Below are 24,003 nucleotides of genomic sequence, written 5' to 3'. Positions count from 1 at the left end.
TTCAGATACGGTGCCGCCGAGAGATGATCGGCATGCGCGTGCGTTTCCAGCAGCCACTCGACGTGAAGCTCGTAGTCGCGCACGAACGCGATCACGCGATCGGCCGATTCCGTGGAGGTGCGGCCCGATTTCGGATCGTAGTCGAGCACCGGGTCGACGATCGCGCAGGCGCTGCCGCGCCCGGCGTGCACGACGTAGGTGACCGTGGCCGTGACGGGGTCGAAAAAGGGCTCGACGGTGGGCTCGGGTGTGGGCAGCTGGGCTGGGTGGGACATCAACGACTCCGCAAAGATGACCCTCTATTGAAACACATATTATAAATTTATATAATGTTTTTAGACAAAGTATAATTTGGCGCATTGACTTGCTACCTCGTCCGACGGGGCGACCCATGAACTCACCACTCACTCCCGAAGCGCTCGCGGCCCTGCGCGAATCCGCCGAAAAGTGCTGCGCGCTGCTCAAGGCGCTTGCCCACGAAGACCGTCTCCTGCTGCTTTGCCAGCTCACCGAAGGCGAGCGCAACGTCGGCGAGCTCGAGGAGCTGGTGGGCGTGCATCAGCCGAGCCTTTCGCAGCACCTCGGCAAGCTGCGCGACGAAGGCCTCGTCGATACGCGCCGCGAAGGCAAATACATCTACTACCGCCTCGCGAGCCCCGAAGTCATTCAGGTCATGCAGACGCTCTCGAGCCTCTATTGCGGGCGGCTCAAGGTCCATCCGGCATGAATCTCGACCTCGCTCACTTCACGCCCTACACCTCGTTCGCAGGCGGTCTGATGATCGGCGCGGCCGCCGCGCTCTTCGTGCTCGTGAACGGCCGCATCGCCGGTATCAGCGGCTTGCTCGGTGGGTTGCTGCCGGGCTCGGGCGGCGAGCGCGGCGTGAATGCCGCGTTCGTCATCGGCCTCGTTGCCGCCCCCTTGCTGTGGCGGCTGCGCGCAGCGCTTCCGGCCATGCAGATCGATGCGTCTGCGTTCATGCTCGTCGTGGCGGGCCTGCTGGTCGGCATCGGCACGCGTTACGGCTCGGGCTGCACGAGCGGCCACGGCGTGTGCGGGATCGCGCGCGGCTCGCGCCGATCGTTCGTCGCCACGGGCGCGTTCATGGCGGCGGGCTTCGCCACCGTGTTCGCCGTGCGTCACCTGATCGGAGGAATGAAATGAACGCCTCCCACCCGTGGGTGGTGGGATCGATGGAAAAGTGAGGGCGGACCCTCGCGTGCCGACGGCATCAGAGTGCCCGAATGGAAGACCATAAAGCTCTTCACAGGCAAACCGGAGGGTCGGACATGGAATATATGGCGGTGGGCGTGGATATTGCCAAAAGCGTGTTTCAGGTGCACTACGTGGATCAGGGAACCGGCGAAGTCGTGAACAAGCCGATCAAGCGAGCGGCGTTTCTCGAGTACTTCGCGAACCGCGCCCCTTGCCTGATTGGTATGGAAGCTTGCGGCGGTGCGCAGCATTGGGCCCGAGCACTGATGAAGATGGGGCATCGCGTCAAGCTAATGTCAGCGGAATTCGTCAAGGCGTTCAATATCCGAAACAAGAACGACGCGGCAGACGCACGGGCGATCTGGTTGGCCGTGCAACAGCCGGGCAAAGCGGTAGCGGTGAAGACCGAAGCGCAGCAGGCAGTGCTGGCGCTGCACCGGATGCGGCAGCAACTGGTGAAGTTCCGCACGATGCAGATCAACGGTCTGCGAGGGCTGCTGACGGAGTACGGAGAGGTTATGGGTAAGAGCCGGACGGCTTTGGACAAGGCGATACCAGCTGTGCTTGCCAAGGTATCGGATCGGCTGCCGGCAGTACTGATCGACACACTGCGCGAACAGTGGAATGGGTTAACGAAGCTGGATGAGCAGATCGGCGAGATCGAGCGGCGGTTGCGTCAGTGGACACGCGAAGACCAGGCGGTCAAAGCGATTATTGAAATTCCGGGCGTTGGCGTGCTGACCGCGACAGCGGCGGTCGCCACGATGGGCGATGCCAAGTCGTTCCGCTCGGGCCGAGAGTTTGCGGCCTGGATCGGCCTTGTTCCAAAGCAGACCGGCTCAGGTGGCAAGGTGACCTTGCTGGGCATCAGTAAAAGAGGTGACCCGTATTTGCGCACGCTGCTCATTCATGGCGCGCGCAGCGTGCTCAGCCATTCGAGGGAACCTGGTCCGTGGATTGAGCAGATGAGCAAACGGAGGCCGGTGAATGTGGTCATTGTTGCACTGGCCAACAAAATAGCGCGGACGATCTGGGCGATTCTGGCCCATGACAGGTCGTACCAGAGGAATTACGTAAGCGTGAAGCCGGCGTAAGCCGCTAGCGCTGTATGGAAGACTAACTTTTTACAGGGTGACACGTCGAAAGGTTGCGCTGGCAATCGTATGTGATGACAGAACAGGTCGGACCGGGACTCGCTGAACCTGAATCTCAGCAGGAGCTTCGAGCTCGCCGGAGGAATGAGGTGCGAGTCAGCGGATTTCATAGTGGCCCGCAGCGTATCAGGCTGCAAGAAGGCCGGATATAGTACTGCAGCCCATCCTGTCCGTCAGAACACACGAAATCCTTCGCAAACGGGAGGCGTTCATATAGCTGAGATGCGAAAACTCAGCGCATTCGCGTGCGGTCTGCTGTTCGGCATCGGCTTGCTCGTCTCGGGCATGGCCAACCCGGCCAAGGTGCTCGGCTTTCTCGATCTCGCCGGAAATTGGGACCCGTCGCTTGCCTTCGTGATGGCGGGCGCCATCGCCCTCGCCGCGCCCGCCTTCTGGCTCGCGCGCAGGCGTGCGTCGAGCCTCGCTGGCGCCCCGATTCAGCTGCCCACGTCGCGTCGAATTGATGGCCGACTGGTCGGCGGCGCCTTGCTGTTCGGCGCGGGTTGGGGGCTCGCGGGCTTCTGCCCCGGCCCCGCGCTCGTCGCCGCGGGCGGCGGCCAGCCGCGCGCCTGGCTCTTCGTCGCCGCCATGCTCGCGGGGATGGCAATTTTCGCCGTGCTGGAGCAGCGCCGCCGCTCGCAAGAAGCCGCATCGATCCATACCAAACCGCAATAAAAGCAGCACTACGCCGCACCAGCCTCGGGACCAAAATTACATGCAAATCACGCAACACGACGCGCGCTTCGGGAGCGCCGACCAGATCACGCCCGACGACCTCGCCGCCATCCAGGCGGCGGGCTATCGCTCGATCATCTGCAACCGGCCCGATGGCGAGGGCGGCGACTCGCAACCCACGTCGCAGGCGCTGCGCGCCGCGGCCTCGCAGCTCGGTCTGCAGTTCGCGTATCTGCCGGTAACGCCCGGCCAGATCACCGCCGAAGACGCTGCGCGCTTCGCCCAGCTGCTGATCGACCTGCCCGGCCCCGTGCTCGCGTACTGCCGCAGCGGCAACCGCGCCACGAGTCTCTATCGGCTCGCGCAGCAAGGCGCGCCCACTCAGGCCGCGCAAGCCGCGAATGCCGCGCGCGCCGCCACGGCGGCCTGCGCGTGGGAAGGCGAAACCTGGGACGTCGTCGTGATCGGCGGCGGCACGGCGGGCATCGCCGTCACCGCGAGCCTGTTGCGCCGCGAGCCGAGCCTGAAGATCGCCATCGTCGAGCCGAGCGATCACCACGACTATCAGCCCGCGTGGACGCTGGTCGGCGGCGGTGCATACGACGTGACGAAAACGCGCCGGCCCATGGCGAGCGTCATCCCCGCCGGCGTGAAGTGGTTCCGCGCGGCCGCCACGCGCGTCGAGCCGGATGCGAACGTCGTGCAGCTCGACAGCGGCGTGCGCGTGGCCTACCGCCAGCTCATCGTCGCGCCGGGACTGCGGCTCGCGTGGGAGCGCATTGCGGGCCTCACGGAAACGCTCGGCAAGAACGGCGTGACCTCGAACTATCGCTACGACCTCGCGCCCTACACCTGGCAGCTCGTGCAGCAGATGAAGAGCGGCACCGCGCTCTTCAGTCAGCCCGGCATGCCGATCAAGTGCGCGGGCGCGCCGCAAAAGGCCATGTACCTCGCGTGCGACCACTGGCGACGCCAGGGTGTAATCGGCCAGGTCAACGTGGAGTTCAATCTCGCGGGCGCCGTGCTATTCGGCGTGGCGACCTTCGTGCCGCCGCTCATGGAGTACGTGAAGCGCTACAACGCGAACCTCGCGTTCTCGTCGAATCTCGTGGCCGTAGACGGCCCGGCGCGTATCGCCACCTTCGAGGTCAAAGATGCGAACGGCAATGCCACGCGTGTCGAGAAGCGCTTCGATATGCTGCACGCCGTGCCGCCGCAGGTCGCGCCCGACTTCATCCGCGACAGCCAGCTCGCCGACGAAGCCGGCTGGTGCGAGGTGGATCACGCCACGCTCCAGCATCCGCGCTATCCGAACGTGTTCTCGCTCGGCGACGTGTGCTCGGCACCGAACGCCAAGACCGGCGCGGCCGCGCGCAAGCAGGCCGTGATCGTGGCCGAGAACCTGCTCGCCGCGCGTGCGGGCGCACCGCTGGCGTATCGCTACGACGGTTACGGCTCGTGCCCGCTCACCGTGGAGAAGGGCAAGGTCGTGCTGGCCGAGTTCGGTTATGGCGGGCGTCTCTTGCCGACCTTCCCGCTCGACCCCACGCGGCCCCGCCGCCTCATGTGGCTGCTCAAGGCGAGTGTGCTGCCGAGCTTCTACTGGTGGGGCATGCTCAAGGGCCGCGAGTGGCTCACGCGGGCTGCGCGCGGCTGATGAACCTCGAGGGCCAAGGCGCGCTTAGCCCTCGAAATCGAGCCCGCCTAGCAGCACCTCGGGCTCGCCTTGCGTGCGCGAAGCAAAATCGACAGAGCGCGCCGACTCCCATGACGCAAGCTTGCGCCCGGTCGCTTCAAGGTAGTGCTCGAAGCGCGCTTCGCCGCCGGGCTCCATGAGGCGCTCGATCTCCTCGGTGTCCCAGGTCAGCGAGACGTTCAGCGGATACACATACGGATGCCGGTGCTCGTTCGCGACGCCGCGCAGGCGCACGCGCGTAGGGTGGCCGTGCCCGGCGTTGGGCACGACATCGACGTGCACCGAAGAGCCGAACTGTTTCGCCAGCTTCGCCGCAATGCGCGGTGCGAATTCTTCCTCGAACCGGCGGACGGCTTCGATACTCATGCGCGGGGCACTCCACTGAGGATTGGCCAAGGGTTAAGGCACTGCCGGTCACGACTGGATCGCGCAACCGGCACGCGATTCGCCGCGACCTCGCAGCGCATTGTGCTGGCATCCTACCGCGCCGCCGGCAGGTCAGCCAATGCCCGACAGGGCAGCACCACTCAGCCCCCTCACGCCGCGCGGCGCTCCCGTTCAGCCACGAGGCTACGCACGCCTTCGAGCGAATACACGCCGAGCGCAAGCCAGATCGCGCCGTAACCCACGGCGCGCACCGCGCCGAACGGCTCTCCGTAAATGAGCACGCCGGTGAGCAACTGCAGCGTGGGCGTGACGTACTGGATCAGACCGAGCATCGACAGCGGAATGCGCCGCGCGGCCGCGCCGAAGAGAAGCAGCGGGACCGCCGTGATCGGGCCGGAGGCCGCGAGCAGCAGCTGCAGCCCGCGCGAGGCATGCGTGAAGTGGCTCGCGCCGGCGAGACCCACGATCGTCAGATAAACGACCGCAACGGGAAAGAGCAGCACGGTTTCGAGCGCGAGGCCTTCGAGCGCGCCGAGCTGCGCGGTCTTGCGCAAAAGCCCGTAGCCGCCGAAGGTCACGGCGAGCGCAAGACTGATCCAGGGCGGTGCACCGTTCTGCCAGGTGAGCCACACGACGCCCGCGGTGGCCAGCGCTACAGCGGCCCATTGCAGTGGGCGCAGGCGTTCGCGCAGGAACGCATAGCCGAACAACACGTTGATGAGCGGATTGATGAAGTAGCCGAGGCTCGCCTCGACGATGTGCCCGGCATTGACGGACCAGATATAGATGCCCCAGTTGGAAGAGAGCAGCACGGCGCTCGCCACGAAGCGCCCGAGCAGGCGACGGTCGCGCAGCGTGGGCCCAAGCCATCGCCAGTGACGGCGCACGACGAGCACGGCGATCACGAACACGAGCGACCACGCCATGCGGTGCGCGAGCATTTCGAGTGCGGGGATCTGGTGCAGCGTCTTGAAGTAGATGGGGAAGAGCCCCCAGAGAACGAATGCAGCGAACGCGTAGAGGATGCCGGGATTCATGTCGGGTTTTGGTTATGGTGGCGCCAGTGCTGCGCGGCGCTGTTCGGTACATGCCGGCGCGCGAAGGACGCTCACGGCACGTGAAGTTGCGAGCCGGCATCTGGCCCGCATCCTGCCAGTGGGACGGAGTCAAGGTAATTGAAAGCCAGGCGCAACGCGTCCGATTTCGCTTAACCCAGCGCCAAGCCGCCGGTTTTGCGACAATAGCGGATTTTCGCCGCCAGCCCTGGCCGTTGTCCAGCCTGACGCGCCGCTTACGGCGCGCGCTGTTCCCGACACGGCAGGCGACGGCGTAGCCCCCTGAACCGGCCTCTTCGCGCGCGATGTCCTTCCCCCATATCGATCTGCTGTATTCGCTGTCCGGCCTGTTCGTCGGATTTCTGGTCGGCCTGACCGGCGTGGGTGGCGGCTCGCTGATGACGCCGATCCTGGTCCTCGTCTTCAACGTGCACCCGGCCACGGCAGTCGGCACCGACCTGCTCTATGCGGCCGCGACGAAGTCCGCGGGCACGCTCGTGCACGGGCTCAAGGGTTCGGTGGACTGGCGGGTGACGCTGCGGCTCGCGGCCGGCAGCGTGCCCGCCGCGACGATCACGCTGATCCTGCTGCACCGCTATGGCATGGACACGCCGCGCGCGGGGCATCTGATCCAGGCCGTGCTGGGGGCGGCGCTGCTCATTACGGCCGTCGCGCTCATTTTCCGCCCGCAGCTCGCCGCGTTCGCCTCGCGCCACCGGCATGAGCCGGGCGAAGCGCGCACGCTCTTTTTCACGATCCTCACGGGCGCGGTGCTCGGCGCGCTCGTCTCGCTCACCTCGGTGGGCGCGGGCGCCATCGGCGTGACTGTACTGCTCCTGCTCTATCCCGCGCTGCCCACGGTGCGCATCGTCGGCTCCGATGTCGCGCACGCCGTGCCGCTCACGCTCCTCGCGGGCGCCGGCCACTGGCTGCTCGGTTCGATCGACTGGCACATGCTGCTTTCGCTCCTGTGCGGCTCGCTGCCCGGCATCGCGATCGGTAGCCTGCTGTCCACCAAGGCTCCCGAAAAGCTGCTGCGCGTGCTGCTCGCCGCGACGCTCTCGCTCGTGGGCGTGCGGCTCGTGCTCTCCTGAATGCGGCACACGTCGCGCCCGCCGCGCACCTCGCGCACGCTCAGGCGTGGGGCGCCTGGCGGAAAAATCTCCCGTTGAGATCGACCTCGAACTGGCGCAGCCACTGGCCGCGGGCGTCGATGCGGTAAGCCTGCGCCCAGGCGCCGCGCCGCACGATCAGCATGTCGCCATGTTCCGGGTCGTTGGGATCGGCTTCGCCGCGAATGTCGAACTGCATGGGCGCAAAGCCGTGCCGCGCACAGGCCAGCTCGAAGGCCGCCCGGTCGACGAGCGGCAAGTCGGTGTAGGTGTGAATGGTCATGGCGATTTCCTGCTTTCCAGCGATGAGGCCGCGCTCGACCTCGGGAAAGACGCGCGATACACCCACGGTATACCCCCAACGGCGGGAAGACTGTGTGTCAAACTACACTTTGGCGGCTGCAGTGCAACATGACGCAATCGCATGCGCGGAGCGATCCGCGCAACGGGTTCACGCGCGACGCGTACAAGCCGACGGCTTCGAGCGGCAACAGCCCCAGACGCACGCCAACCGTGCGCTTGCCCAACCTCCGAGCATAAAAAAAGCCCGGCCTGTCGAGGCCGGGCTTTTTGCTGCTACATGACCGCAGACGCCCCGTTTCCCGGGCGTGCGCTGCGTTTATTGCTCCACTCTGACCGTGAGCTTGTTCGACACCGACGTCACGCCAGGCACACCCTTCGCGACTTCTCCAGCCTTGTCGATCTGGCCCTGATCCGGCACCGTGCCGGTCAGCGTGACAGCGCCACCGTGCGAGCGCACGTTGAGCTTGGAAACGTCGAGGCCTTGGGTCTTCGAGAGCGCCTTGCGCACCGTGTAGCCCAGCTTGCGGTCGGCCTTCTTGGCCGAGGTGGCCGGAGCGGCCGTGGTGGCGGCGGGAGCACTTGCCGACTCGTCCTGCGCGTACGACGCGCTGCAAGCTACCGACAGGCACAGCGCCACGCCCAGCGTCTTCAGAATAGCGACCGATTTCATATTTTCTCCTTGTGTCTTCGCGTTGTTGCGGGTTGTTGTCTGCAATAGGACCGCCTGCCTTGCCGGAGGACGGCTCGGAGGCCGCCCGTCAGCCATGGTCTGACGGCTGTTACCACTACCGATGGCAGCGCACAGCGCGCAATGCGCGTGTGCACGGCCAGGGTCTGGGCGCGATGCGAGAGGCAAAAGGATGAAAGGACGTCGAATTACACCCGCCGGAACAGGTCTGCGCCCGTTTCCTGTTGTTTTGAATTGATGCTCGCGCGAGCCCGCTCGTTCAACTTCTCCACCCCTCCCGGGCCCCGGCGCGCCTTGCGAAGCGCAGCAGGCGAACCACAATTTAGCCTGGCTGTGGCGCAAGCGCAAAGAGTTTAGCTCAGGCGCATGTGGCATGCGCTTAAGCTGTTCCGCGAGGCACGCGGGCATGCCGCCGCAACGCCGAATCTCATGTACCATCGGCACCACAGAGCCCGCGCGGCGCGCGCGCCTGAGCCGACCCGGCGCCAGCGCCGGACCCGACGCGGACCCGACCCGCACTCCCCCGAACTACCCGAGGCCCGCCCCACCCCGATGAAGTCCCGCACCGGCCGCAAACCTCCTCCCCGTCTCGTCGCGCGCTTCGTGGCGATCTCGTGGCGCGACCTGGCTGTCACGTTCGGTCCCATCCTGCTCGTGAGCGCGGCGGCCATCTGGCTCGCAGTGCGCCTCATCCAGCCCGCGCCGCCCAGCACGCTGACCATGAGCGCCGGGCCCAAGGGCAGCACCTTCTGGAACGCCGCGGAAAAGTACAAGGCCATCCTCGCGCGCAACAACATCACGCTGATAGTGCTCGAATCGGAAGGCTCGGCGCAGAACCTGCAGCGTCTCGCCGACCCGAAGTCGAACGTCGACGTCGCGTTCGTACAGGACGGCCTCGCGAGCAAGGTGCCAGGCGGCCTCGTGTCGCTCGGCAGCGTGGCTTACGTGCCGCTCGTGGTGTTCTATCACGGCCCCGTCGCCACGCGGCTCTCGCAGTTCGAAGGCCAGCGCATCGCCATCGGCGCCGAGGGCAGCGGCACGCGCGAGCTCGCGCTCACGCTCCTCAAGGCGAACGGCATCGAGCCCGGCGGCCCGACCAGGCTTGTGCCGCTTTCCGGCGACGACGCCGCGCGCGAACTCGTGGCCGGCAAGATCGACGTCGCGATTCTCGCGGGCGACTCCGCGCAGCCGCCCGTCATGGGCCGCCTCATGCGCATGCCGGGCGTGCGCTTCTTCGACTTCGTCCAGGCCGACGCCTACGCGCGGCGCTTTCCGTTCCTCACGGCCATCACGATCCCGATGGGCGCGTTCGACTTCGGCCGCAACCTGCCGGCAGCGCCCCTGCATTTCATCGCGCCGACGGCAGAACTGGTCGCGCGCGACTCACTGCATCCCGCGCTCTCCGACCTCCTGATCGAAGCGGCCAAGGAGGTGCATGGCCGCTCCACGTTGCTGCAACGCGCCGGCGAATTCCCCGCGCCGCGCGCCCAGGACTTCCCGATCAGCGCCGACGCCGCGCGCTACTACAAGTCGGGCAAGAGCTTCCTCTACCGCGTGCTGCCCTTCTGGGTGGCGAGCCTCGCCGACCGGCTCGTCGTGCTGCTCGTGCCGATCATCGTCGTGCTGATTCCGGGCCTGCGGATCGTGCCTTCGCTCTACGCCTGGCGGGTAAAATCGCGCATCTACCGCTGGTACGGCTCGCTCATCGCGCTCGAGCGCGCCGCGATGGCCGACAACTCGCCCACCGAGCGCCGGGCGCTGATCCGCCAGCTCGACAAGATCGAGGAATCGGTGAACGGCATGAAAATGCCGCTCGCCTACGCGGAGCAGTTCTACGTGCTGCGCGAGCATATCGGCTTCGTGCGCGCGCGGCTGTCCGGCACGCGCGAAGCGCCGGACGCAGGCGTTGGGGCAGAAGAAGAGCAGACAGCGGAAAGCGCAGAAGAGGCAGAGGCGCCGGAAGGCGGCAGCAACGACGCAGGCACAGCGGGTACAGAGGCGAGCCATGCAAACGAAAGCGGCGGCAATGAAACAGGCGAGCGCACGCATTAGCGCCGCTGCACGAATTTTGAACCGAACAATGGGCCATGCAAGCAATGGCCCGGATATCGCCCTGGAGAGGAGGAACAGCATGATCGACGGCATCGACGCCAGCCAGCCGGCCTGGTTCTACGACTTCGTGTCGCCGTTTTCGTATCTGTTGCTGGAGCAGCAAGACAAGTGGCCCGGCTTCGATTTCGTGCCGACGCCGGTGCTGCTTTCCGAGCTATACCGCCACTGGGGCCAGCCGTTCGGCTCCGCGGTCCCGGCCAAGCGCGTGTTCACGTACCGGCACGCGCTCTTTCGCGCCGAGCAACTCGGCATTCCGTTCAAGATGCCGCCCGCTCATCCGTTCGACTCGGTCAGGCCGATGCTGCTCGCCATTGCGGCGGGCGGCGAGTTCGCGTGCGTGCGCGAGATCTTCCGCTTCATCTGGCGCGAGGGGCGCGACCCGTCGAGCGACGAGGGCTTCGAGCAGCTTTGCGAGCGCGTGGGCATTCCGCACGGCGAGTCGCTGATCGAGGAAGAAGTCGTGCGCGCGCAGTTGCGCCGCAACACCAACGACGCGATCGCGATGGGCGTATTCGGCGTGCCCACGTTCTGGATGAACAAGCAGCTCTTCTGGGGCGAAGACGCCTTGCCGATGGTGCTCTACTGCGCACGCAGCCCGAACTGGCTCGACTCGCGCGAGGTCAAGCGCATCAGCACGCTGCCTTCGGGGCTCGCGAAACCGGTTACCGAGTGACGGGCTGCGCGCCGCGGAACCATCCAACGCGTGCCCTTCTGATGCCGGTCATGCCGCGCACCCTATGGCGGTGGCGCGCGAGCAGGCATATGGTTATGGCTGAATCCGTGCGCGCAACGCTATGCGTCGTCGCGCACGCGCCCTTGCCCGCCACACCCCATGGACGACGATAACGCCCTCACCCTCGACATCTGGCTGGTGCGCGTGTTGCGCACGCTGCTGGTCGAGCGCAGCGTCACACAGGCCGCGCTGCGCCTGAACCAGACCCAGCCTGCCATCAGCACGGCATTGCGTCGGCTGCGCGAGATCCTGGGCGATCCGATCCTCGTGCGAGGCAAGGCCGGCATGGTGCCGACCGAGTACGGCGCGTCGCTGCTGCAGCACGCGCAGCGCATACTGCGCGACGTGGAGTTCGTGGCCACGCCGCACGGCGACTTCGACCCGGAACGCTCGAAGCGCACGTTCCGCCTCGCCGCCCCCGACTACCTCAACGACTTCTTCATGCCGACGCTGATCGCGCGCTTTCGCGAGACGGCGCCGGCGGCGCGGCTGGAGATCCTCTCACTCTCGCCCACGCTCGATCATCACGGCGCGCTGGACGCGGGCGAACTCGACATCGTGATCGGCAACTGGCCGAAGCCCGAGGCGCGTTTCGCGCGCAGCGACCTCTTCTCCGACAAGGTCGTCTGCATGATGCGCGCGGACCATCCGCTCGCGCGCCGCGAACTCACGCGCGACGCCTATCTCGCAGCTCCCCATCTCGCACCCACGCCCTATACGGGCTCCCATGCGAGCGCGATCGATCTGGGGTTTGCGAAGGCGAAAGCCGAGCGCCGCATCGTCGCGACGCTGCCCTACTTCGGACTCGTGCCGCAGGTCTTGCTGAAATCGGATCTGATCTTCACGACGACACGGCGCTTCGCGCAGCACTACGCGAGGCTCTTGCCCATCGCCGTCGTCGAGACGCCGTTCGCGTTTCCGCGCATTCACTGCTATCAGATGTGGCATCCGCAGCCGGACAGGCCGAGCGATGTCGGATGGCTGCGCGGATTGATCGAAGAGGTGTCGGGATCGTTGACCGCCGAGCGCGGGACGAAGCGTGCCGCGACGAAGAAGGCCGCGAGCGCGAAGAGCGAAGCGACGCCCACGCCGCCGCTCGAAGCTGCCTGAAATAACGCAAAGCGATAACGCAAAGCGAACGCAAACGGGCGCCCTCATCATCGAGGCGCCCGTTTCGCTCGTGCGGCTCGTGGAATCAGGCGCGCTCGAGCGCGACCGTTCTCACCACCGCCGGGCGCTGCACCACCCGCATCTGCATGAGTTGCGCGGCGACCGCCACCGCAATCGACGCAGGCGCCTTGTCGACGATCCCCGTCACGCCGATCGGGCACGTCATCTCGTCCATGCGCTCGGCTTCCACGCCGCGCTCCATGAGGCGCCGCTCGAACTTCACGCGCTTCGTTTTCGAGCCGATGAGGCCAAACCACGCGAAATCGCGCCGCCGCATGATGCGCTCGCTCAACTCGAAGTCGAGCGCGTGATTGTGCGTCATCACGAGGAAGTACGCGCCCGCCGGCGCTTCGTCGACGATGGCCGCCGGCGTGTCCGTCGCTTCGATCTGCACGTTGGCGGGCACCTCGTCGGGGAACAGCTCGTCGCGCTCGTCCACCCACTGCACGACGCACGGCAGCATACCGAGCAGCGTGACGAGCGCATGGCCCACGTGGCCCGCGCCGAACAGCACGATGTGCATCGGCCCGTAGTGCGGCACCGGCGTGCTGCGGCGGCCAATGATCACGCGCCCGGTTTCGTCGACGCGCACGCAATGCTGAGGATGACGATTCATTTTGCAGCCCCCTCGCGCGCCATCGCCCGCACCGCGCGCACGCCCTTCAGGATTTCCTCGGCGGTGGCCGGCGCATTCATAGGCGGATTGAAGCGGTAATCGGCCACGCTCGCCACGGCGTCACGAATCGCGAAGAACACCGAGAACGGCAGCAACAGCGGCGGTTCGCCCACGGCCTTCGAGCGGTGGATGCTGTCCTCCGCGTTGCGGTTCTTGAAGAGCCGCACGTTGAATTCCGCTGGCGTGTCGTTTACGGTCGGGATCTTGTAGGTGGACGGCGCGTGCGTCATGAGCTTGCCGTCCGGCTTCCACCACAGTTCTTCCGTGGTGAGCCAGCCCATGCCCTGAATGAAACCGCCTTCCACCTGGCCCACGTCGAGCGCCGGGTTCAGCGACGCGCCCACGTCGTGCAGCGCATCGGCGCGCAGCACGCGCATTTCGCCCGTGAGCGTGTCGATCACGACTTCCGATACCGCCGCGCCATACGAGTAGTAGTAGAACGGCCGCCCGCGCAGCGTGGCCTGATCCCAGTACAGCTTGGGCGTGGTGTAGAAACCATCGGACCAGAGCTGGACGCGCGCGAGGTAGGCCTTCGACACCAACGTCTCGAACGGCACGACCGTCTCGCCCACGATCACGGAGTCGTTGGCAAAGCCCACGTCCGCGGCGCTGATTTCGCCCTTGCCGTAGGTCGTCGCCGCCAGCGCGGCGAGGCGCTGGCGCAACTGACGTGCGGCGTCCTGCGCCGCCTTGCCGTTCAGGTCGGTGCCGGTCGATGCCGCCGTGGCGGACGTGTTCGCGACCTTGCTCGTGTCCGTCGCGGTCACGCGCACACGGCCGAACTCGATGCCCAGTTCGTGCGCCACCACCTGCGCGACCTTCGTGTTCAGGCCCTGGCCCATTTCGGTGCCGCCGTGGTTCACGAGCACCGAGCCGTCGGTATAGATGTGAACGAGCGCGCCCGCCTGGTTGAAATGCGTGACGTTGAACGCAATGCCGAACTTGACCGGCGTGAGCGCAATGCCCTTCTTGAGCACATCGTTGTTCGCGTTGAATTCGCGAATCGCGGCGCGGCGCGCGCGATAGCCGCTCGTTTCCACCAGCTCGTCGATCAGCTCGTGAATGACGTTGTCCTCGACGACCTGGCCATAGGGCGTTTCGTTGTTCTGCGTCTTGCCGTAGAGATTGCGGCGGCGCACGTCGAGCGAATCGAGACCGAGCGTGCGCGCCACATCGTCCATGATGTACTCGATCGCGAACGCGCCCTGCGGGCCGCCGAAGCCGCGAAACGCCGTGTTCGACTGCGTGTTGGTCTTGCCGCAGAAACCGGCGATCGACACGTCGGGCAGCCAGTAGGCGTTGTCGAAGTGGCAAACGGCGCGCGTCATCACCGGGCCGGACAGGTCGGCGGAAAAGCCGCAGCGCGAGGTCATGTCGACCGACACGCCTTCGATCGTGCCCTCGTCGTCGTAGCCCACTTCGTACGTGTAGTGGAAATCGTGGCGCTTGCCCGTGACCATCATGTCGTCGTCGCGGTCAGGGCGCAGCTTCACGGGGCACAGGAGCTTCCAGGCGGCGAGCGCCGCGCAGCAGGCAAAGAGGCCCGACTGCGATTCCTTGCCGCCGAAGCCGCCGCCCATACGGCGGCATTCCACGAGCACGTTGTGCGAGGCGACGCCCAGCACATGCGCGACGAGGTGCTGCATCTCGCTCGGGTGCTGCGTGGAGCACCACACGTGCATGCCATCGTCGTCCTTAGGCACCGCGTAGGCAATCTGGCCTTCGAGGTAGAACTGCTCCTGGCCGCCCAGCAGCATCTCGCCTTCATGCCGATGCGCAGCACGTGCCGCGCGCGTGGACGCCTCGCCGCGCGCAAGCTTCATCGGCGGCAGCACCGACTGCTGCGCGGCGCGCGCCTGCTGCGCCGTGAGCACGGCAGGCAGCTCTTCGTACTGCACCTCGGCGCGGCGGGCGGCGAGGCGCGCCGTGTCGTGCGACGCCGCCACCACGATGAACATGGGCTGGCCCACGTACTGCACGACGCCGTCGGCGAGCACCGGATCGTCGTGGATGATCGGGCCGCAGTCGTTCACGCCGGGAATGTCCTCGGCGGTGAGCACCGCTACGACACCCGGCGTCGCGCGCACCTTCGCGAGGTTCATCGACACGATGCGGGCGTGCGGCTTCTGCGAAAGCCCGAGTGCGGCGTGCAGCGTGCCGGCCACGACCGGAATGTCGTCGGTATAGGTGGCGCGGCCGCTCACGTGCAGATGCGCGGATTCGTGCGGGCGCGAGACGTGCACTTGCGCGAAGGGCTCGCGTGCCTTGAGTTCGTCCAGGAACGGTTCGGCTTGCTGGTTCATTGTTTCGTTCTCCGTATGTCTTTTCCGATTCCCGAATGTCTCAAGCGGTTTCTGCGGCTACGTTGCGCACATTGAGCGCTTGCGGCGCGAGCGGGTTATGCGGACGCGTTTCGAGCCAGAAACGGTACAGCGTGTTCTTCGCGGCTTCGAGGCGGTAGTCGCTCGTCGCGCGCATGTCGGACAACGGCGCGTAGTCGTTGCCGAGCGCGATCATCGCGGCCTGCGCCGTGGCTTCGTGCCAGTACGCATCGGCCAGCACGCCTTCCGCGTGGGTCGCGCGCTTTGGTGTCGCGGCCATGCCGCCGAACGCGATGCGCGGCTCGCGGATCACGTCGCCATCGGCGATATAGGCGTAGGCGGCGCACACGGCCGAGATGTCCGAGTCGAAGCGCTTCGAGACCTTGTAGGTGCGAAATCGCAGGTTCGCGCGCGCGCCGGTGCGCGTGGGCACCTTGAGCGCAAGCACGAACTCGTGCTCGGCCATGTCCTTCTTCTGATAGGCGAGGTAGAGGTCTTCGAGCGGCATTTCGCGCTCGATCTCGCCGCCACGCAGCACCACGCGCGCGCCGAGCGCGATGAGCCCAGGCATCGAGTCGCCGATGGGCGAGCCGTTCGCGACGTTGCCGCCGATCGTGCCCGCATTGCGGATCGGCAGCGAGGCGAAGCGCTGCCACATCTCATCGAGTTCCGGGTAATGCTTCGCGAGTGCCGCATAGCCGCGCTCGACGGTTACGCCCGCGCCGATCTCGATCCAGTCGTCGCTCACGTCGATGCGGCGCATCGCGTCGACCTGGCCCACGTAGACGATGTCGCCAAGCTCGCGCATCTGCTTCGTGACCCACAGGCCGATGTCGGTGCTGCCCGCGAGGATGCGCGTGTTGGGGCGCGCGGCCTTGATGGCGGCGAGCGCATCGACGCTGCGCGGCGCGTCGTACTGCTGGCCGCGGCTCTCGTAGTGGAAGGTGACCTCGCGCTCGAGCGTGGCGAGGGTCTGGGCGAGCGCCTTCACGTCGATGGGCTGCTTCGGCGCATCGGCCTTGAACATCTGCTCGGCGGCGTCGAGGATCGGCCGGTAGCCCGTGCAGCGGCACAGGTTGCCCGTGAGCGCATTGGCGATCTCGTCGCGCGAAGGCACGCTGCACGCGCCCTTCGTGGCACAGGCGTGGTTGGGCTGGCCCGCGTGCTCGTGGCCATGCTTCTCGTAGAGCGCCCACATCGACATCACGAAGCCCGGCGTGCAAAAACCGCATTGCGAGCCGTGGCAGTCGACCATGGCCTGCTGCACGGGGTGCAGCGAGCCGTCGGGCTGGCGCAGGTCTTCGACGGTGAAGAGCGCGCGGCCGTCGAGCGTCGGCAGGAACTGGATGCAGGCGTTGACAGCCTTGAAGCTCACGCCGCCCGCCTCGTTGCGCTCGCCCACCACGACCGTGCAGGCGCCACAGTCGCCTTCGGCGCAGCCTTCCTTGGTGCCGGTGCAGCGCGCGTCTTCGCGCAGGTACTGGAGAACGGTGCGGGTGACCCCCGCGTCGCTGACTTCGCGAATCGCGTTGCGGTGGTAAAAGCGGATCGGCTGGCTCATGGTTTCTGGCTCGTCGTTGGATGCGGCTCGCAAAAGGCGTATGCCGCTCGAGTGGACGGTTCGAAAACTATCACTGCCAATATTGGCAACCCATAGCGAGAGGAGCATGGGGGATATATCGTTGAGTCGATAAATCGGTGTGCTGCAGTGAGGCTGTGCTTATGTTGAAGCGTCTCGATTGCGCGATTTCAAGGCCGATTTGCGAATATCGGACATATTTGACTGACTATTAACCCGTTCAGATGCTGATTTCTCCGCCCGCACGGTCGGCCAAGGCGCCCTTGCAACGCGAATTGCCGCCAACGTCGCGCAAAATCGCGGGATCTTCGCAGCTGACTTCCCGGTTGCAAAAGGCCGCAATCAGCGCGGAAGACGCGTGTTCCGCGGGCCGGAACAGCTTTTCAGTTTCTGCATAAAAACCGGTTCCATGGGACAATCACGCCTTTCCCGCCGTTTGCCATCCGCATTTTCCCCATGTCCGCTGATTTGGCGCCCCCGCGCAAAGCCGCGTCGACGACCCTGCAGATCATTCCGGTCGTCTTTTTCACCTTCCTCTGCTACCTGACGATCGGCATTCCGCTCGCCGTGCTGCCGGGCTACGTGCACAACGACCTCGGCTTCAGCACCGTGGTGGCGGGCGCCGCCATCAGCGTGCAGTACATCGCCACGCTCTGCTCACGCGCGCTCGCGGGCCGCTCGGCGGATACGCTCGGCCCCAAGAAAACCGTGACGATCGGCCTGACGATCTGCGGCTCGAGCGGCGTGCTGCTGCTGCTCGGCACGCTCGTCGATCACTGGCCCGGCCTCTCGCTCGCGCTGCTGGTGGTGAGCCGCCTGTTGCTCGGCTGCGGCGAAAGCCTGTGCGGCACCGGCGCGATCCTCTGGGGCATCGGCCGCGTGGGCACCGCGCACAACGCGAAGGTGATCTCGTGGAACGGCATCGCCACCTATGGCGCACTCGCGATCGGCGCGCCGCTGGGCGTCGTGATGGCGCACGCCCTCGGCTACTGGATGCTCGGTATTTCGGTCATCGCAATGGCCGCGCTCGGCTTCTGGCTCGCGCGGCCCATCGCGCCGGTGCCCATCGTGCACGGCGAGCGCATGTCGTACCGCAGCGTGTTCACGCGCGTGCTGCCGCACGGCATCGGCCTCGCGCTCGGCTCGGCGGGCTTCGGCTCCATCGCGACCTTCATCACGCTGTTCTACGCCGCGCGCCACTGGCCCAACGCCGCGTTCACGCTCACGGTGTTCGGTCTGATGTTCATCGGCGCGCGTCTGTTGTTCGCCAATACCATCAAGCGCTTCGGCGGCTTCCGCGTCGCCATCGTCTCGTTCTCGTGCGAATGCGCGGGCCTCTTGCTGTTGTGGCTCGCGCCCACGCCGCAAGTCGCGCTCGCGGGCGCGGCGCTCACCGGCTTCGGCTTCGCACTCGTGTTCCCGGCGCTCGGCGTCGAGGCGGTCGGGCTCGTGCCGCCCGCCAGCCGCGGCGCGGCGCTCTCGGCCTACTCCGTGTTCCTCGATCTCTCGCTGGGCATTACCGGCCCGCTCGCAGGCTACGTGGCGAATCTGTTCGGCTATGGGTCGGTGTTTCTTTTCGCCGCCATCGCCGCAGCGTCCGCCGTGGCGCTTTCGGTTTCGCTTCATCGCAAGAGCGTGCGCGCGCACGCGGGACAAGATACGCAAAGCACGAGCAACGCAAACCCCGCCGCGGGGAATAAGTCGTAGGCGCGCGGCGTTAGTTACTATGTCGATGCCAGCGTTCGCGACAAGCCGCGCGACGCGTCCGCAATGCACCCGCAGGTCGGCGTCGTTGGCAATAGCGCGGCTAATGCCTCGCGGGATGCCCCTGCGCGGGACTTCCTGCGAGCTTTCCCAGGAGGAAATCATCATGAAGCGATTCAGGATGGTTCTTGCGTGTCTCGTCTGCCTCGGCATGGCCGCGGTTTCCGGGTCCGTTGCCGCGAGTGGCGATATGAATCAAGGCGGTAACGGCGCGTCGAGCAGTTCAACCAACTCTTCAGGCGGTGGCTATTGAGCGCCGCAAGCCGCATTGCGCGGTACGTCGCCGGGCGCAAACTTCCTGGCCCACAAGGCACGCCGGACTGAAAAGTCGTTCGCGTTCCGGTCCGGCGCGCGGATTGTGTGGTTGCCCAGGAACTTCCGGGAAACCCGAACGCGTTCGCTTACATCGGCGGGACGACGCCGTTCTTTTCGACCACCACGCGCTGCGCGGCATACGCACCCTGTGACGCGGATTTCGCGACCACGAACACTTGCTTGCCTGGCGCCAGATCGGAGCGCGCAGCCGGCACGAAGGTGACGATCGGTACATTGGGCGGTACCGTGACCTCATTGCTGCCGCCTTTGTACGACAGCTTCAGATTGCGGCCGTCCGTGCCCTGCACGACAGTATCGACATTCGCGTTGGTCATCGTGCTGTTCGGGCCGAGGTCCCACGCGTAGTGTCCCTCGCCCGTGCCGCGCGCGGCTTCCGGGAAGACCACGACTTCGGTCGCCGTCAGCCTGCCATCAGTACCGGTCGTCGCGGCCGTGCCGACGAACGTACCCGGCTTGATGTCGGATAGCTGCATCGCCTTGACAGACGAGACGGGAACGTTGGCCGCAAGATCGATCGACACCGTATCGCCACTGCGTCGATGGACCTTGAGAACATCGCCATCGAGAGAAACGATACTGCCGCGAATACGCACGGGCTTCGCGTCAGGCGTTTGCGCCAGCGCGCTGCCGGCAAGCGCCATTGCGGCAAGGGTCGCTGCAACTTTGAGTCGAATGGTCATGAATGCTCCATGTAGCGGATATGCGTTGAGGAAAGAGTCGATTGCACTTCAGGAACCGCCGAACCAGTTGTAGCCCTGGTTCTCCCAGTAACCGCCGGGATACTCGTTCGTCACCGTGATGGCGACGATATGCTTTGGATTCTTGTAGCCGAGTTTGGTCGGCATGCGCAGCTTCATCGGAAAGCCGTATTTCGGCGGCAGCACGTCCCCGTCATAGGTCAGCGTAAGCAACGTTTGCGCGTGCAACGCTGTTGGCATATCAATGCTGGTCCAATAGTTGTCGGCACAATGCAGCGCGACGTACTTCGCTGTCGTGTCGGCCCCGGCACGGCGGAGAAAATCGGAGAAACGCACACCGCCCCAGTGCCCAATGGCGCTCCAGCCCTCGATGCAGATATGACGCGTGATCTGGCTTTCCTGTGGCAGCGCTCGTAGTTCGTCGAGGGTCCATATGCGTTTGCCGTTCGCACGTCCTCCCACTTGCAACCGATAAGTCGCAGCGTCGACTTCCGGCACGTCGTCGATGTCATAGAACGCATTGAAAGGGAAAGGCCGTGTGATCATCGACTCGGGATACGTCGGTGCCATCTTGTTCGGATCGAACAGCAGCGCCTGCACGCGATCATTGAAGAACGACATCTTGCGCAGCATGGTATTCACCGACTTGTCGTTCGAGAGATCGCAGCCCGAGAGCATCGCAATGCCGCCGAGCGTGAGTATGTGTCTGCCGAGCAACCTGCGAGCGGGACTCTTCAATTCGCTGCGAGCGTCCTTGATGATCGAATCCGCGTTTGAAACGAGAAACGCATTGAGTGGTTTTTTGCGAGAGGGCATGTTCGATCACCGTCCGCGAACCATCAGGCGCAGCGAGCGCGGCACAAGCGCGACCATGACGACGTGCACCACGAAAAACGCTACGAGAACGCTCATGGCAAAGAAGTGGACGACCCGTGCGTTGTCGTATCCCCCCATGAGCGTTCGCAGCAGGGGAAACTGAACCGATTTCCAGACCGCGAGGCCCGAAAGGATCACGACTGCAATGTCGACGATAACCACGACATACGCCAGTTTCTGAACGGCGTTGTAGCGCGCCAGATCTTCGTGCGCCAGCTTGCCGCGCAGCGCGGCGACAAGGTCCCGGCGTAGCGTACTCAAGCGGATCGGGAGAAGCTTTCTCCACAAGCGCCTTGAAAGGAGATTGAGGCACACGTAGACGAGGTAATTCGCGACCAGCACCCACATGATCGCGAAATGCCACTGCAATGCGCCGCCCAGCCAGCCGCCCAAGGTCATGCTCGCGGGAAATTTCAGGCCGGCAAAGATAGGCGAGGCATCGTAAATCTGCCAGCCGCTGGTCACCATCAGCACGACCGCGACGGCGTTGATCCAGTGTGTCGCGCGGACCCAGAGAGGCTGAATGATCGTTCGGCTCATGTGCAGGTTTCGTGGAAGTTGTTCGTCTGCGATCGGATCTGGCCCGATCGTTCCGTGGTCGGCTCCTTGTTGGTGGGTAAACCTCCTACTCACGTCCCTATTCCACTGCTTCCGGGAATTTTTTCCTTTCAGTTTTCCGACAGGCACGAACGCCGAAATCACGTTGAGCGCATCGGGCTTTCAAGCGCAGTGAAATAAAGGGAGCATCCAGGACGTTTTCCCGGTGTCCTCATTTCGTCACAAGGCCGTGGTGCTATCTCGACAGATGCTTTCCGCGTGAATGGGGCATGCCGGCAACCAGAGGGTGGTCCACCTGTCAGTACGGTGGCGGCACGACTTTTGCGCGCGTCCGAGCACATGCGATTGCTGCTCGCAGCGGGCGGCTCCCGCCCGGAAAAGTGGAGGTAAAAGAGCGTGCTGGTCGCAACCCCATCCGTCGGCGTGGCGTGACCATGGTTTGTCTCAAACCCCACGCAAGCGCAATCGCAATGTTTGCCTGCACTGCCATTGCAGCTGTCGGGGTCAGCGCCGCTCCTGTCGACACGTCCGCACCGCTGGCACAATATCGGCTGGATCCGGCCCGTTCCGGTGTGACATTCGACGTCGCGAACGCCTGGCACTCGAATCTCACGATGCGCTTTAGCCGCGTAGGTGCCGAGCTCGACGGATTCCAGGGCGCGGCTTCGGGCCGCGTGGTGGTGACGATCGACGCGACAAGCCTCGAAGCGAACGCGCCGTTTGTCACCCGAATCGTCGAAAGCGGCGGCATGCTGGACGTGGCGCATTATCCGGCCATTCGCTTCGTCAGCACCCGCCTTGTCCGGATCGGTCCGTTCAATGGCCTGTTGACAGGGGATCTGACGATCCGCACGACGACTCGCCCCGTCACGCTCGATGTCACCTTCGACACAGCCCCGGACGATCCACCGGGCGCTCCCGAGACGCTGGCCTTCTCCGCCGACGGCCATTTCAGCCGGGCAGCGTTCGGGCTGACGAAATGGTCCTCGGCAGTCGGGGATGACGTGCACATGAGAATCCGCGCCGAATTCGTCAAGGAACGTGCCGATCCGTGAATCGGCGGTCTGCTTCCGGTTCGAACAGAGACCTATCCCGGGAATCTGCCAGGAACCATAAAAAAAACGCACCCGGCAACTACGCCGGATGCGGCCCGGACTGCAAACGTATGGGGACTCGAGGTGGCCAGGCGCCGCCTGCGCTTACTTCTTCACGGCAGTCGGATCGAGGTTCTTGCCGGTGGCCTCGTTATAGCGCTGCACGTATTCCTCGGTGAGCTTGCGCACCGCCCGGCCGATCTTGCGATAGTCCGACTCGTTGAGGTTCGCGAGCGACACTCGGCCCGAAGGATGCGGCGTGCCGAAGCCCTTGCCCGGCAGCAGCACCACGCGCGCTTCTTCCGCGAGACGGAACAGCAGTTCGTTGGGCTTGACCTGCTTGAGCAGCCAGTCGACGAATTCGCGCCCAAAGCGCTTCTCGCCCATGTATTCCATGTCGAGGATCGTGTAGTAGTCGACCTGGTTCGGATCGCCCTCGCCGTAGGGCACGCCCATTTCCTCGAAGAGCGCGCGCTTGCGGTTGCGAATGAGTCGCTTGAGCGCGTTCTTGTACGCGTCGGGCGTGTCCATGAGCGAGAACAGCGAGAACAGCACCATCTGCACCTGCTGCGGCGTCGAAAGACCGGCCGTGTGGTTCAGCGCGACAGTACGGCTGTCGGCCACCAGACGGTCGATGAACTTGAGCTTGTCGGGCTCCGTCGTGATCGATTCGTAGCGCTTGTGCAGTTCCTTCTTCTCGTCCTTCGGCAGCTTTGCGAGCGTGTGGTCGAGCACGTTGTCGCGGTGCGTGGCGATCGCACCCAGACGCCAGCCGGTCGCGCCGAAGTACTTCGAATACGAATACACGAGAATCGTGTTCTTCGGCGCGAGCGCGAAGAGCGAGACGAAGTTGTCGGCGAAGGTGCCGTACACGTCGTCGGTCAGGATGATGAGGTCCGGACGCTCCTTCACGATCTCAGCGATGTACTCGAGGCTCGCGTCGTCGATCTTTACCGAAGGCGGGTTGCTCGGGTTCACGAGGAAGAACGCCTTGACCTTCGGGTCGCGCAGCTTGTCGAGCTCCTTCTTCGAGTACTGCCAGTTGTTTTCCACCGTGGCGTTCAGATGCACCACGTTGAGCTGGTAGTCGTTGAGTTCCGGAATCTCGATGTACGGCGTGAAAATCGGCATGCCGAGTGCGATGGTGTCGCCGGCCTTGATCAGGAAGTTCTCGCGCATCGTGTTGAAGATGTACGTCATGGCCGCCGTGCCGCCTTCCACGGCGAACACGTCGAACTCGCCGACGAACGGATGCTTGCCGATCATCTCGCGGCGCAGATACTGCCCGACGATGATCTCCGAAAGCTTGAGCATGCGGTCCGGCACCGGGTAATTGCAGGCGAGAATGCCTTCGCACATCTCATAGAGAAAGTCGCCCGCCGAGAGCCCCAGCTGATCGCGCACGTACGACACCGCGCCCGCGAGGAACCTGATGCCGGGCTGCCCCTTGTTCTCGCGCACGAACAGGTCGAAGCGCTCGACGATGCCGTCGCGCTGCGGGAAGCCGCCCACGCCCTCGGGCATGTAGGCAAACGAGCGCTCGGACTCCCGCATGGCGAAGAGGCCGAGTTGCCAGAAGCCGTGACGCGGAATCGTGGCGAGGAAGTTGGGGTTGCCGCGGCCCGCGTTGAGCATCGCGAGATTGGCCGGGCGCGCGGTCGCGCCGCCGCCGGCCGCCTTGATGAGTTCGTCCTTCAGCTCGAACGGGCTCAGTGCATCGAGACCCGACTTTTCTTTCGCGCCGTTACCCTTCGCTTTCGTTGCCATGGTGTTCTCCATTGGAAGACGTTGCGTGTGCCGC

The 24,003-nt window shown here is 65.1% G+C and carries 24 protein-coding genes; 11 read left to right on the top strand and 13 right to left on the bottom strand.

Annotated features, from left to right (window positions below):
* Positions 1 to 275, bottom strand: a 275-nt coding sequence (locus tag AB4Y43_RS06680; RefSeq protein WP_368727286.1) for an MBL fold metallo-hydrolase, incomplete at its 3' end; no start/stop codon positions are given.
* Between the two features lie 116 nt (positions 276 to 391).
* Here AB4Y43_RS06680 and AB4Y43_RS06675 point away from each other — a divergent pair.
* The 5 genes from AB4Y43_RS06675 to AB4Y43_RS06655 all read left to right on the top strand — a co-directional run bounded on the left by AB4Y43_RS06675 (position 392) and on the right by AB4Y43_RS06655 (position 4,701).
* Positions 392 to 727, top strand: a complete 336-nt coding sequence (locus AB4Y43_RS06675; RefSeq protein WP_028202089.1) for a metalloregulator ArsR/SmtB family transcription factor — start codon at positions 392 to 394, stop codon at positions 725 to 727.
* Entirely contained in the window at positions 724 to 1,164 is a 441-nt protein-coding gene (locus AB4Y43_RS06670) for a YeeE/YedE family protein (RefSeq protein WP_368727285.1), read from the top strand. The genes AB4Y43_RS06675 and AB4Y43_RS06670 overlap by 4 nt, the downstream gene beginning before the upstream one ends.
* A gap of 125 nt (positions 1,165 to 1,289) precedes the next feature.
* Complete coding sequence (locus AB4Y43_RS06665) at positions 1,290 to 2,309, top strand: IS110 family transposase (RefSeq protein WP_324156201.1); 1,020 nt, start codon at positions 1,290 to 1,292, stop codon at positions 2,307 to 2,309.
* A 282-nt stretch (positions 2,310 to 2,591) separates the two neighbouring features.
* Positions 2,592 to 3,044 carry a YeeE/YedE family protein gene (locus AB4Y43_RS06660; protein WP_069267731.1) on the top strand — a complete coding sequence of 151 codons (453 nt, stop codon included), beginning with the start codon at positions 2,592 to 2,594 and terminating at the stop codon, positions 3,042 to 3,044.
* Between the two features lie 40 nt (positions 3,045 to 3,084).
* Entirely contained in the window at positions 3,085 to 4,701 is a 1,617-nt protein-coding gene (locus AB4Y43_RS06655) for a TIGR01244 family sulfur transferase (protein ID WP_368727284.1), read from the top strand.
* A 24-nt stretch (positions 4,702 to 4,725) separates the two neighbouring features.
* Here AB4Y43_RS06655 and AB4Y43_RS06650 read toward each other — a convergent pair whose 3' ends face one another.
* The gene (locus tag AB4Y43_RS06650; protein ID WP_342947741.1) at positions 4,726 to 5,106 is read right to left on the bottom strand and encodes a DUF5594 family protein; all 381 of its coding nucleotides are present in this window, start codon (positions 5,104 to 5,106) and stop codon (positions 4,726 to 4,728) included.
* Between the two features lie 170 nt (positions 5,107 to 5,276).
* Complete coding sequence (gene rarD / locus AB4Y43_RS06645; protein ID WP_368727283.1) at positions 5,277 to 6,164, bottom strand: EamA family transporter RarD; 888 nt, start codon at positions 6,162 to 6,164, stop codon at positions 5,277 to 5,279.
* Between the two features lie 323 nt (positions 6,165 to 6,487).
* On the opposite strand from rarD, the gene AB4Y43_RS06640 reads away from it, so the two are divergent.
* The gene (locus AB4Y43_RS06640) at positions 6,488 to 7,276 is read left to right on the top strand and encodes a sulfite exporter TauE/SafE family protein (protein ID WP_069267734.1); all 789 of its coding nucleotides are present in this window, start codon (positions 6,488 to 6,490) and stop codon (positions 7,274 to 7,276) included.
* A 40-nt stretch (positions 7,277 to 7,316) separates the two neighbouring features.
* Here AB4Y43_RS06640 and AB4Y43_RS06635 read toward each other — a convergent pair whose 3' ends face one another.
* Together AB4Y43_RS06635 and AB4Y43_RS06630 are read right to left on the bottom strand one after the other, a co-directional pair.
* Positions 7,317 to 7,577, bottom strand: a complete 261-nt coding sequence (locus tag AB4Y43_RS06635) for a hypothetical protein (protein ID WP_069267822.1) — start codon at positions 7,575 to 7,577, stop codon at positions 7,317 to 7,319.
* A 336-nt stretch (positions 7,578 to 7,913) separates the two neighbouring features.
* Positions 7,914 to 8,267: a BON domain-containing protein gene (locus AB4Y43_RS06630; RefSeq protein ID WP_069267735.1), complete on the bottom strand. Its 354-nt coding sequence runs from the start codon at positions 8,265 to 8,267 to the stop codon at positions 7,914 to 7,916.
* A gap of 570 nt (positions 8,268 to 8,837) precedes the next feature.
* Here AB4Y43_RS06630 and AB4Y43_RS06625 point away from each other — a divergent pair.
* The 3 genes from AB4Y43_RS06625 (at position 8,838) to AB4Y43_RS06615 (ending at position 12,240) form a co-directional block, all read left to right on the top strand.
* Positions 8,838 to 10,337, top strand: coding sequence for a TAXI family TRAP transporter solute-binding subunit (locus AB4Y43_RS06625; protein ID WP_368727282.1), 1,500 nt, complete (start codon positions 8,838 to 8,840; stop codon positions 10,335 to 10,337).
* A gap of 79 nt (positions 10,338 to 10,416) precedes the next feature.
* Positions 10,417 to 11,070, top strand: a complete 654-nt coding sequence (locus AB4Y43_RS06620) for a 2-hydroxychromene-2-carboxylate isomerase (RefSeq protein ID WP_342947738.1) — start codon at positions 10,417 to 10,419, stop codon at positions 11,068 to 11,070.
* Between the two features lie 159 nt (positions 11,071 to 11,229).
* The gene (locus tag AB4Y43_RS06615; protein ID WP_368727281.1) at positions 11,230 to 12,240 is read left to right on the top strand and encodes a LysR family transcriptional regulator; all 1,011 of its coding nucleotides are present in this window, start codon (positions 11,230 to 11,232) and stop codon (positions 12,238 to 12,240) included.
* A gap of 85 nt (positions 12,241 to 12,325) precedes the next feature.
* Here the strand turns inward: AB4Y43_RS06615 and xdhC are convergent, their stop codons facing one another.
* The 4 genes from xdhC to AB4Y43_RS06595 form a co-directional block, all read right to left on the bottom strand.
* Entirely contained in the window at positions 12,326 to 12,916 is a 591-nt protein-coding gene (xdhC, locus tag AB4Y43_RS06610) for a xanthine dehydrogenase accessory protein XdhC (RefSeq protein WP_069267738.1), read from the bottom strand.
* On the bottom strand, positions 12,913 to 15,279 hold the full coding sequence (gene xdhB, locus AB4Y43_RS06605; protein WP_368727280.1) for a xanthine dehydrogenase molybdopterin binding subunit: 2,367 nt from the start codon (positions 15,277 to 15,279) through the stop codon (positions 12,913 to 12,915). Before xdhB ends, xdhC begins: the two co-directional genes overlap by 4 nt.
* A gap of 40 nt (positions 15,280 to 15,319) precedes the next feature.
* Positions 15,320 to 16,858, bottom strand: coding sequence for a xanthine dehydrogenase small subunit (gene xdhA / locus AB4Y43_RS06600; RefSeq protein WP_368727279.1), 1,539 nt, complete (start codon positions 16,856 to 16,858; stop codon positions 15,320 to 15,322).
* Positions 16,859 to 17,096: 238 nt separating this feature from the next.
* The gene (locus tag AB4Y43_RS06595) at positions 17,097 to 17,294 is read right to left on the bottom strand and encodes a hypothetical protein (protein ID WP_368727278.1); all 198 of its coding nucleotides are present in this window, start codon (positions 17,292 to 17,294) and stop codon (positions 17,097 to 17,099) included.
* A gap of 38 nt (positions 17,295 to 17,332) precedes the next feature.
* On the opposite strand from AB4Y43_RS06595, the gene AB4Y43_RS06590 reads away from it, so the two are divergent.
* On the top strand, positions 17,333 to 18,583 hold the full coding sequence (locus tag AB4Y43_RS06590) for an MFS transporter (RefSeq protein WP_368616819.1): 1,251 nt from the start codon (positions 17,333 to 17,335) through the stop codon (positions 18,581 to 18,583).
* 458 nt (positions 18,584 to 19,041) lie between these two features.
* Here AB4Y43_RS06590 and AB4Y43_RS06585 read toward each other — a convergent pair whose 3' ends face one another.
* From AB4Y43_RS06585 to AB4Y43_RS06575, 3 genes are read right to left on the bottom strand one after another with little or no spacing between them, the layout of a single operon-like run.
* Positions 19,042 to 19,656, bottom strand: a complete 615-nt coding sequence (locus AB4Y43_RS06585; protein WP_069267741.1) for a hypothetical protein — start codon at positions 19,654 to 19,656, stop codon at positions 19,042 to 19,044.
* Between the two features lie 48 nt (positions 19,657 to 19,704).
* Positions 19,705 to 20,490, bottom strand: coding sequence for a molybdopterin-dependent oxidoreductase (locus tag AB4Y43_RS06580; protein ID WP_368727277.1), 786 nt, complete (start codon positions 20,488 to 20,490; stop codon positions 19,705 to 19,707).
* Positions 20,491 to 20,496: 6 nt separating this feature from the next.
* Positions 20,497 to 21,090 carry a cytochrome b/b6 domain-containing protein gene (locus AB4Y43_RS06575; protein WP_368683785.1) on the bottom strand — a complete coding sequence of 198 codons (594 nt, stop codon included), beginning with the start codon at positions 21,088 to 21,090 and terminating at the stop codon, positions 20,497 to 20,499.
* A 488-nt stretch (positions 21,091 to 21,578) separates the two neighbouring features.
* On the opposite strand from AB4Y43_RS06575, the gene AB4Y43_RS06570 reads away from it, so the two are divergent.
* The gene (locus AB4Y43_RS06570; RefSeq protein ID WP_368616815.1) at positions 21,579 to 22,163 is read left to right on the top strand and encodes a YceI family protein; all 585 of its coding nucleotides are present in this window, start codon (positions 21,579 to 21,581) and stop codon (positions 22,161 to 22,163) included.
* A gap of 144 nt (positions 22,164 to 22,307) precedes the next feature.
* On the opposite strand, the gene AB4Y43_RS06565 is transcribed toward AB4Y43_RS06570, so the two are convergent.
* Positions 22,308 to 23,969 carry a bifunctional aspartate transaminase/aspartate 4-decarboxylase gene (locus AB4Y43_RS06565; RefSeq protein ID WP_069267745.1) on the bottom strand — a complete coding sequence of 554 codons (1,662 nt, stop codon included), beginning with the start codon at positions 23,967 to 23,969 and terminating at the stop codon, positions 22,308 to 22,310.
* Positions 23,970 to 24,003: the final 34 nt, after the last annotated feature.

The organism is Paraburkholderia sp. BR10872, from assembly GCF_040965835.1.
In the GTDB taxonomy this organism is placed as follows: Bacteria; Pseudomonadota; Gammaproteobacteria; order Burkholderiales; family Burkholderiaceae; genus Paraburkholderia; species Paraburkholderia nodosa_A.
This window is presented reverse-complemented; position numbering and strand designations above follow the sequence as displayed.

Bases quoted from the DNA above. Each gene is read 5' to 3' on its own strand.
- AB4Y43_RS06675 (WP_028202089.1), top strand. From the start codon at position 392: ATGAACTCACCACTCACTCCCGAAGCGCTCGCGGCCCTGCGCGAATCC.
- AB4Y43_RS06670 (WP_368727285.1), top strand. From the start codon at position 724: ATGAATCTCGACCTCGCTCACTTCACGCCCTACACCTCGTTCGCAGGC.
- AB4Y43_RS06665 (WP_324156201.1), top strand. From the start codon at position 1,290: ATGGAATATATGGCGGTGGGCGTGGATATTGCCAAAAGCGTGTTTCAG.
- AB4Y43_RS06660 (WP_069267731.1), top strand. From the start codon at position 2,592: ATGCGAAAACTCAGCGCATTCGCGTGCGGTCTGCTGTTCGGCATCGGC.
- AB4Y43_RS06655 (WP_368727284.1), top strand. From the start codon at position 3,085: ATGCAAATCACGCAACACGACGCGCGCTTCGGGAGCGCCGACCAGATC.
- AB4Y43_RS06650 (WP_342947741.1), bottom strand. From the start codon at position 5,106: ATGAGTATCGAAGCCGTCCGCCGGTTCGAGGAAGAATTCGCACCGCGC.
- rarD (WP_368727283.1), bottom strand. From the start codon at position 6,164: ATGAATCCCGGCATCCTCTACGCGTTCGCTGCATTCGTTCTCTGGGGG.
- AB4Y43_RS06640 (WP_069267734.1), top strand. From the start codon at position 6,488: ATGTCCTTCCCCCATATCGATCTGCTGTATTCGCTGTCCGGCCTGTTC.
- AB4Y43_RS06635 (WP_069267822.1), bottom strand. From the start codon at position 7,577: ATGACCATTCACACCTACACCGACTTGCCGCTCGTCGACCGGGCGGCC.
- AB4Y43_RS06630 (WP_069267735.1), bottom strand. From the start codon at position 8,267: ATGAAATCGGTCGCTATTCTGAAGACGCTGGGCGTGGCGCTGTGCCTG.
- AB4Y43_RS06625 (WP_368727282.1), top strand. From the start codon at position 8,838: ATGAAGTCCCGCACCGGCCGCAAACCTCCTCCCCGTCTCGTCGCGCGC.
- AB4Y43_RS06620 (WP_342947738.1), top strand. From the start codon at position 10,417: ATGATCGACGGCATCGACGCCAGCCAGCCGGCCTGGTTCTACGACTTC.
- AB4Y43_RS06615 (WP_368727281.1), top strand. From the start codon at position 11,230: ATGGACGACGATAACGCCCTCACCCTCGACATCTGGCTGGTGCGCGTG.
- xdhC (WP_069267738.1), bottom strand. From the start codon at position 12,916: ATGAATCGTCATCCTCAGCATTGCGTGCGCGTCGACGAAACCGGGCGC.
- xdhB (WP_368727280.1), bottom strand. From the start codon at position 15,279: ATGAACCAGCAAGCCGAACCGTTCCTGGACGAACTCAAGGCACGCGAG.
- xdhA (WP_368727279.1), bottom strand. From the start codon at position 16,858: ATGAGCCAGCCGATCCGCTTTTACCACCGCAACGCGATTCGCGAAGTC.
- AB4Y43_RS06590 (WP_368616819.1), top strand. From the start codon at position 17,333: ATGTCCGCTGATTTGGCGCCCCCGCGCAAAGCCGCGTCGACGACCCTG.
- AB4Y43_RS06585 (WP_069267741.1), bottom strand. From the start codon at position 19,656: ATGACCATTCGACTCAAAGTTGCAGCGACCCTTGCCGCAATGGCGCTT.
- AB4Y43_RS06580 (WP_368727277.1), bottom strand. From the start codon at position 20,490: ATGCCCTCTCGCAAAAAACCACTCAATGCGTTTCTCGTTTCAAACGCG.
- AB4Y43_RS06575 (WP_368683785.1), bottom strand. From the start codon at position 21,090: ATGAGCCGAACGATCATTCAGCCTCTCTGGGTCCGCGCGACACACTGG.
- AB4Y43_RS06570 (WP_368616815.1), top strand. From the start codon at position 21,579: ATGTTTGCCTGCACTGCCATTGCAGCTGTCGGGGTCAGCGCCGCTCCT.
- AB4Y43_RS06565 (WP_069267745.1), bottom strand. From the start codon at position 23,969: ATGGCAACGAAAGCGAAGGGTAACGGCGCGAAAGAAAAGTCGGGTCTC.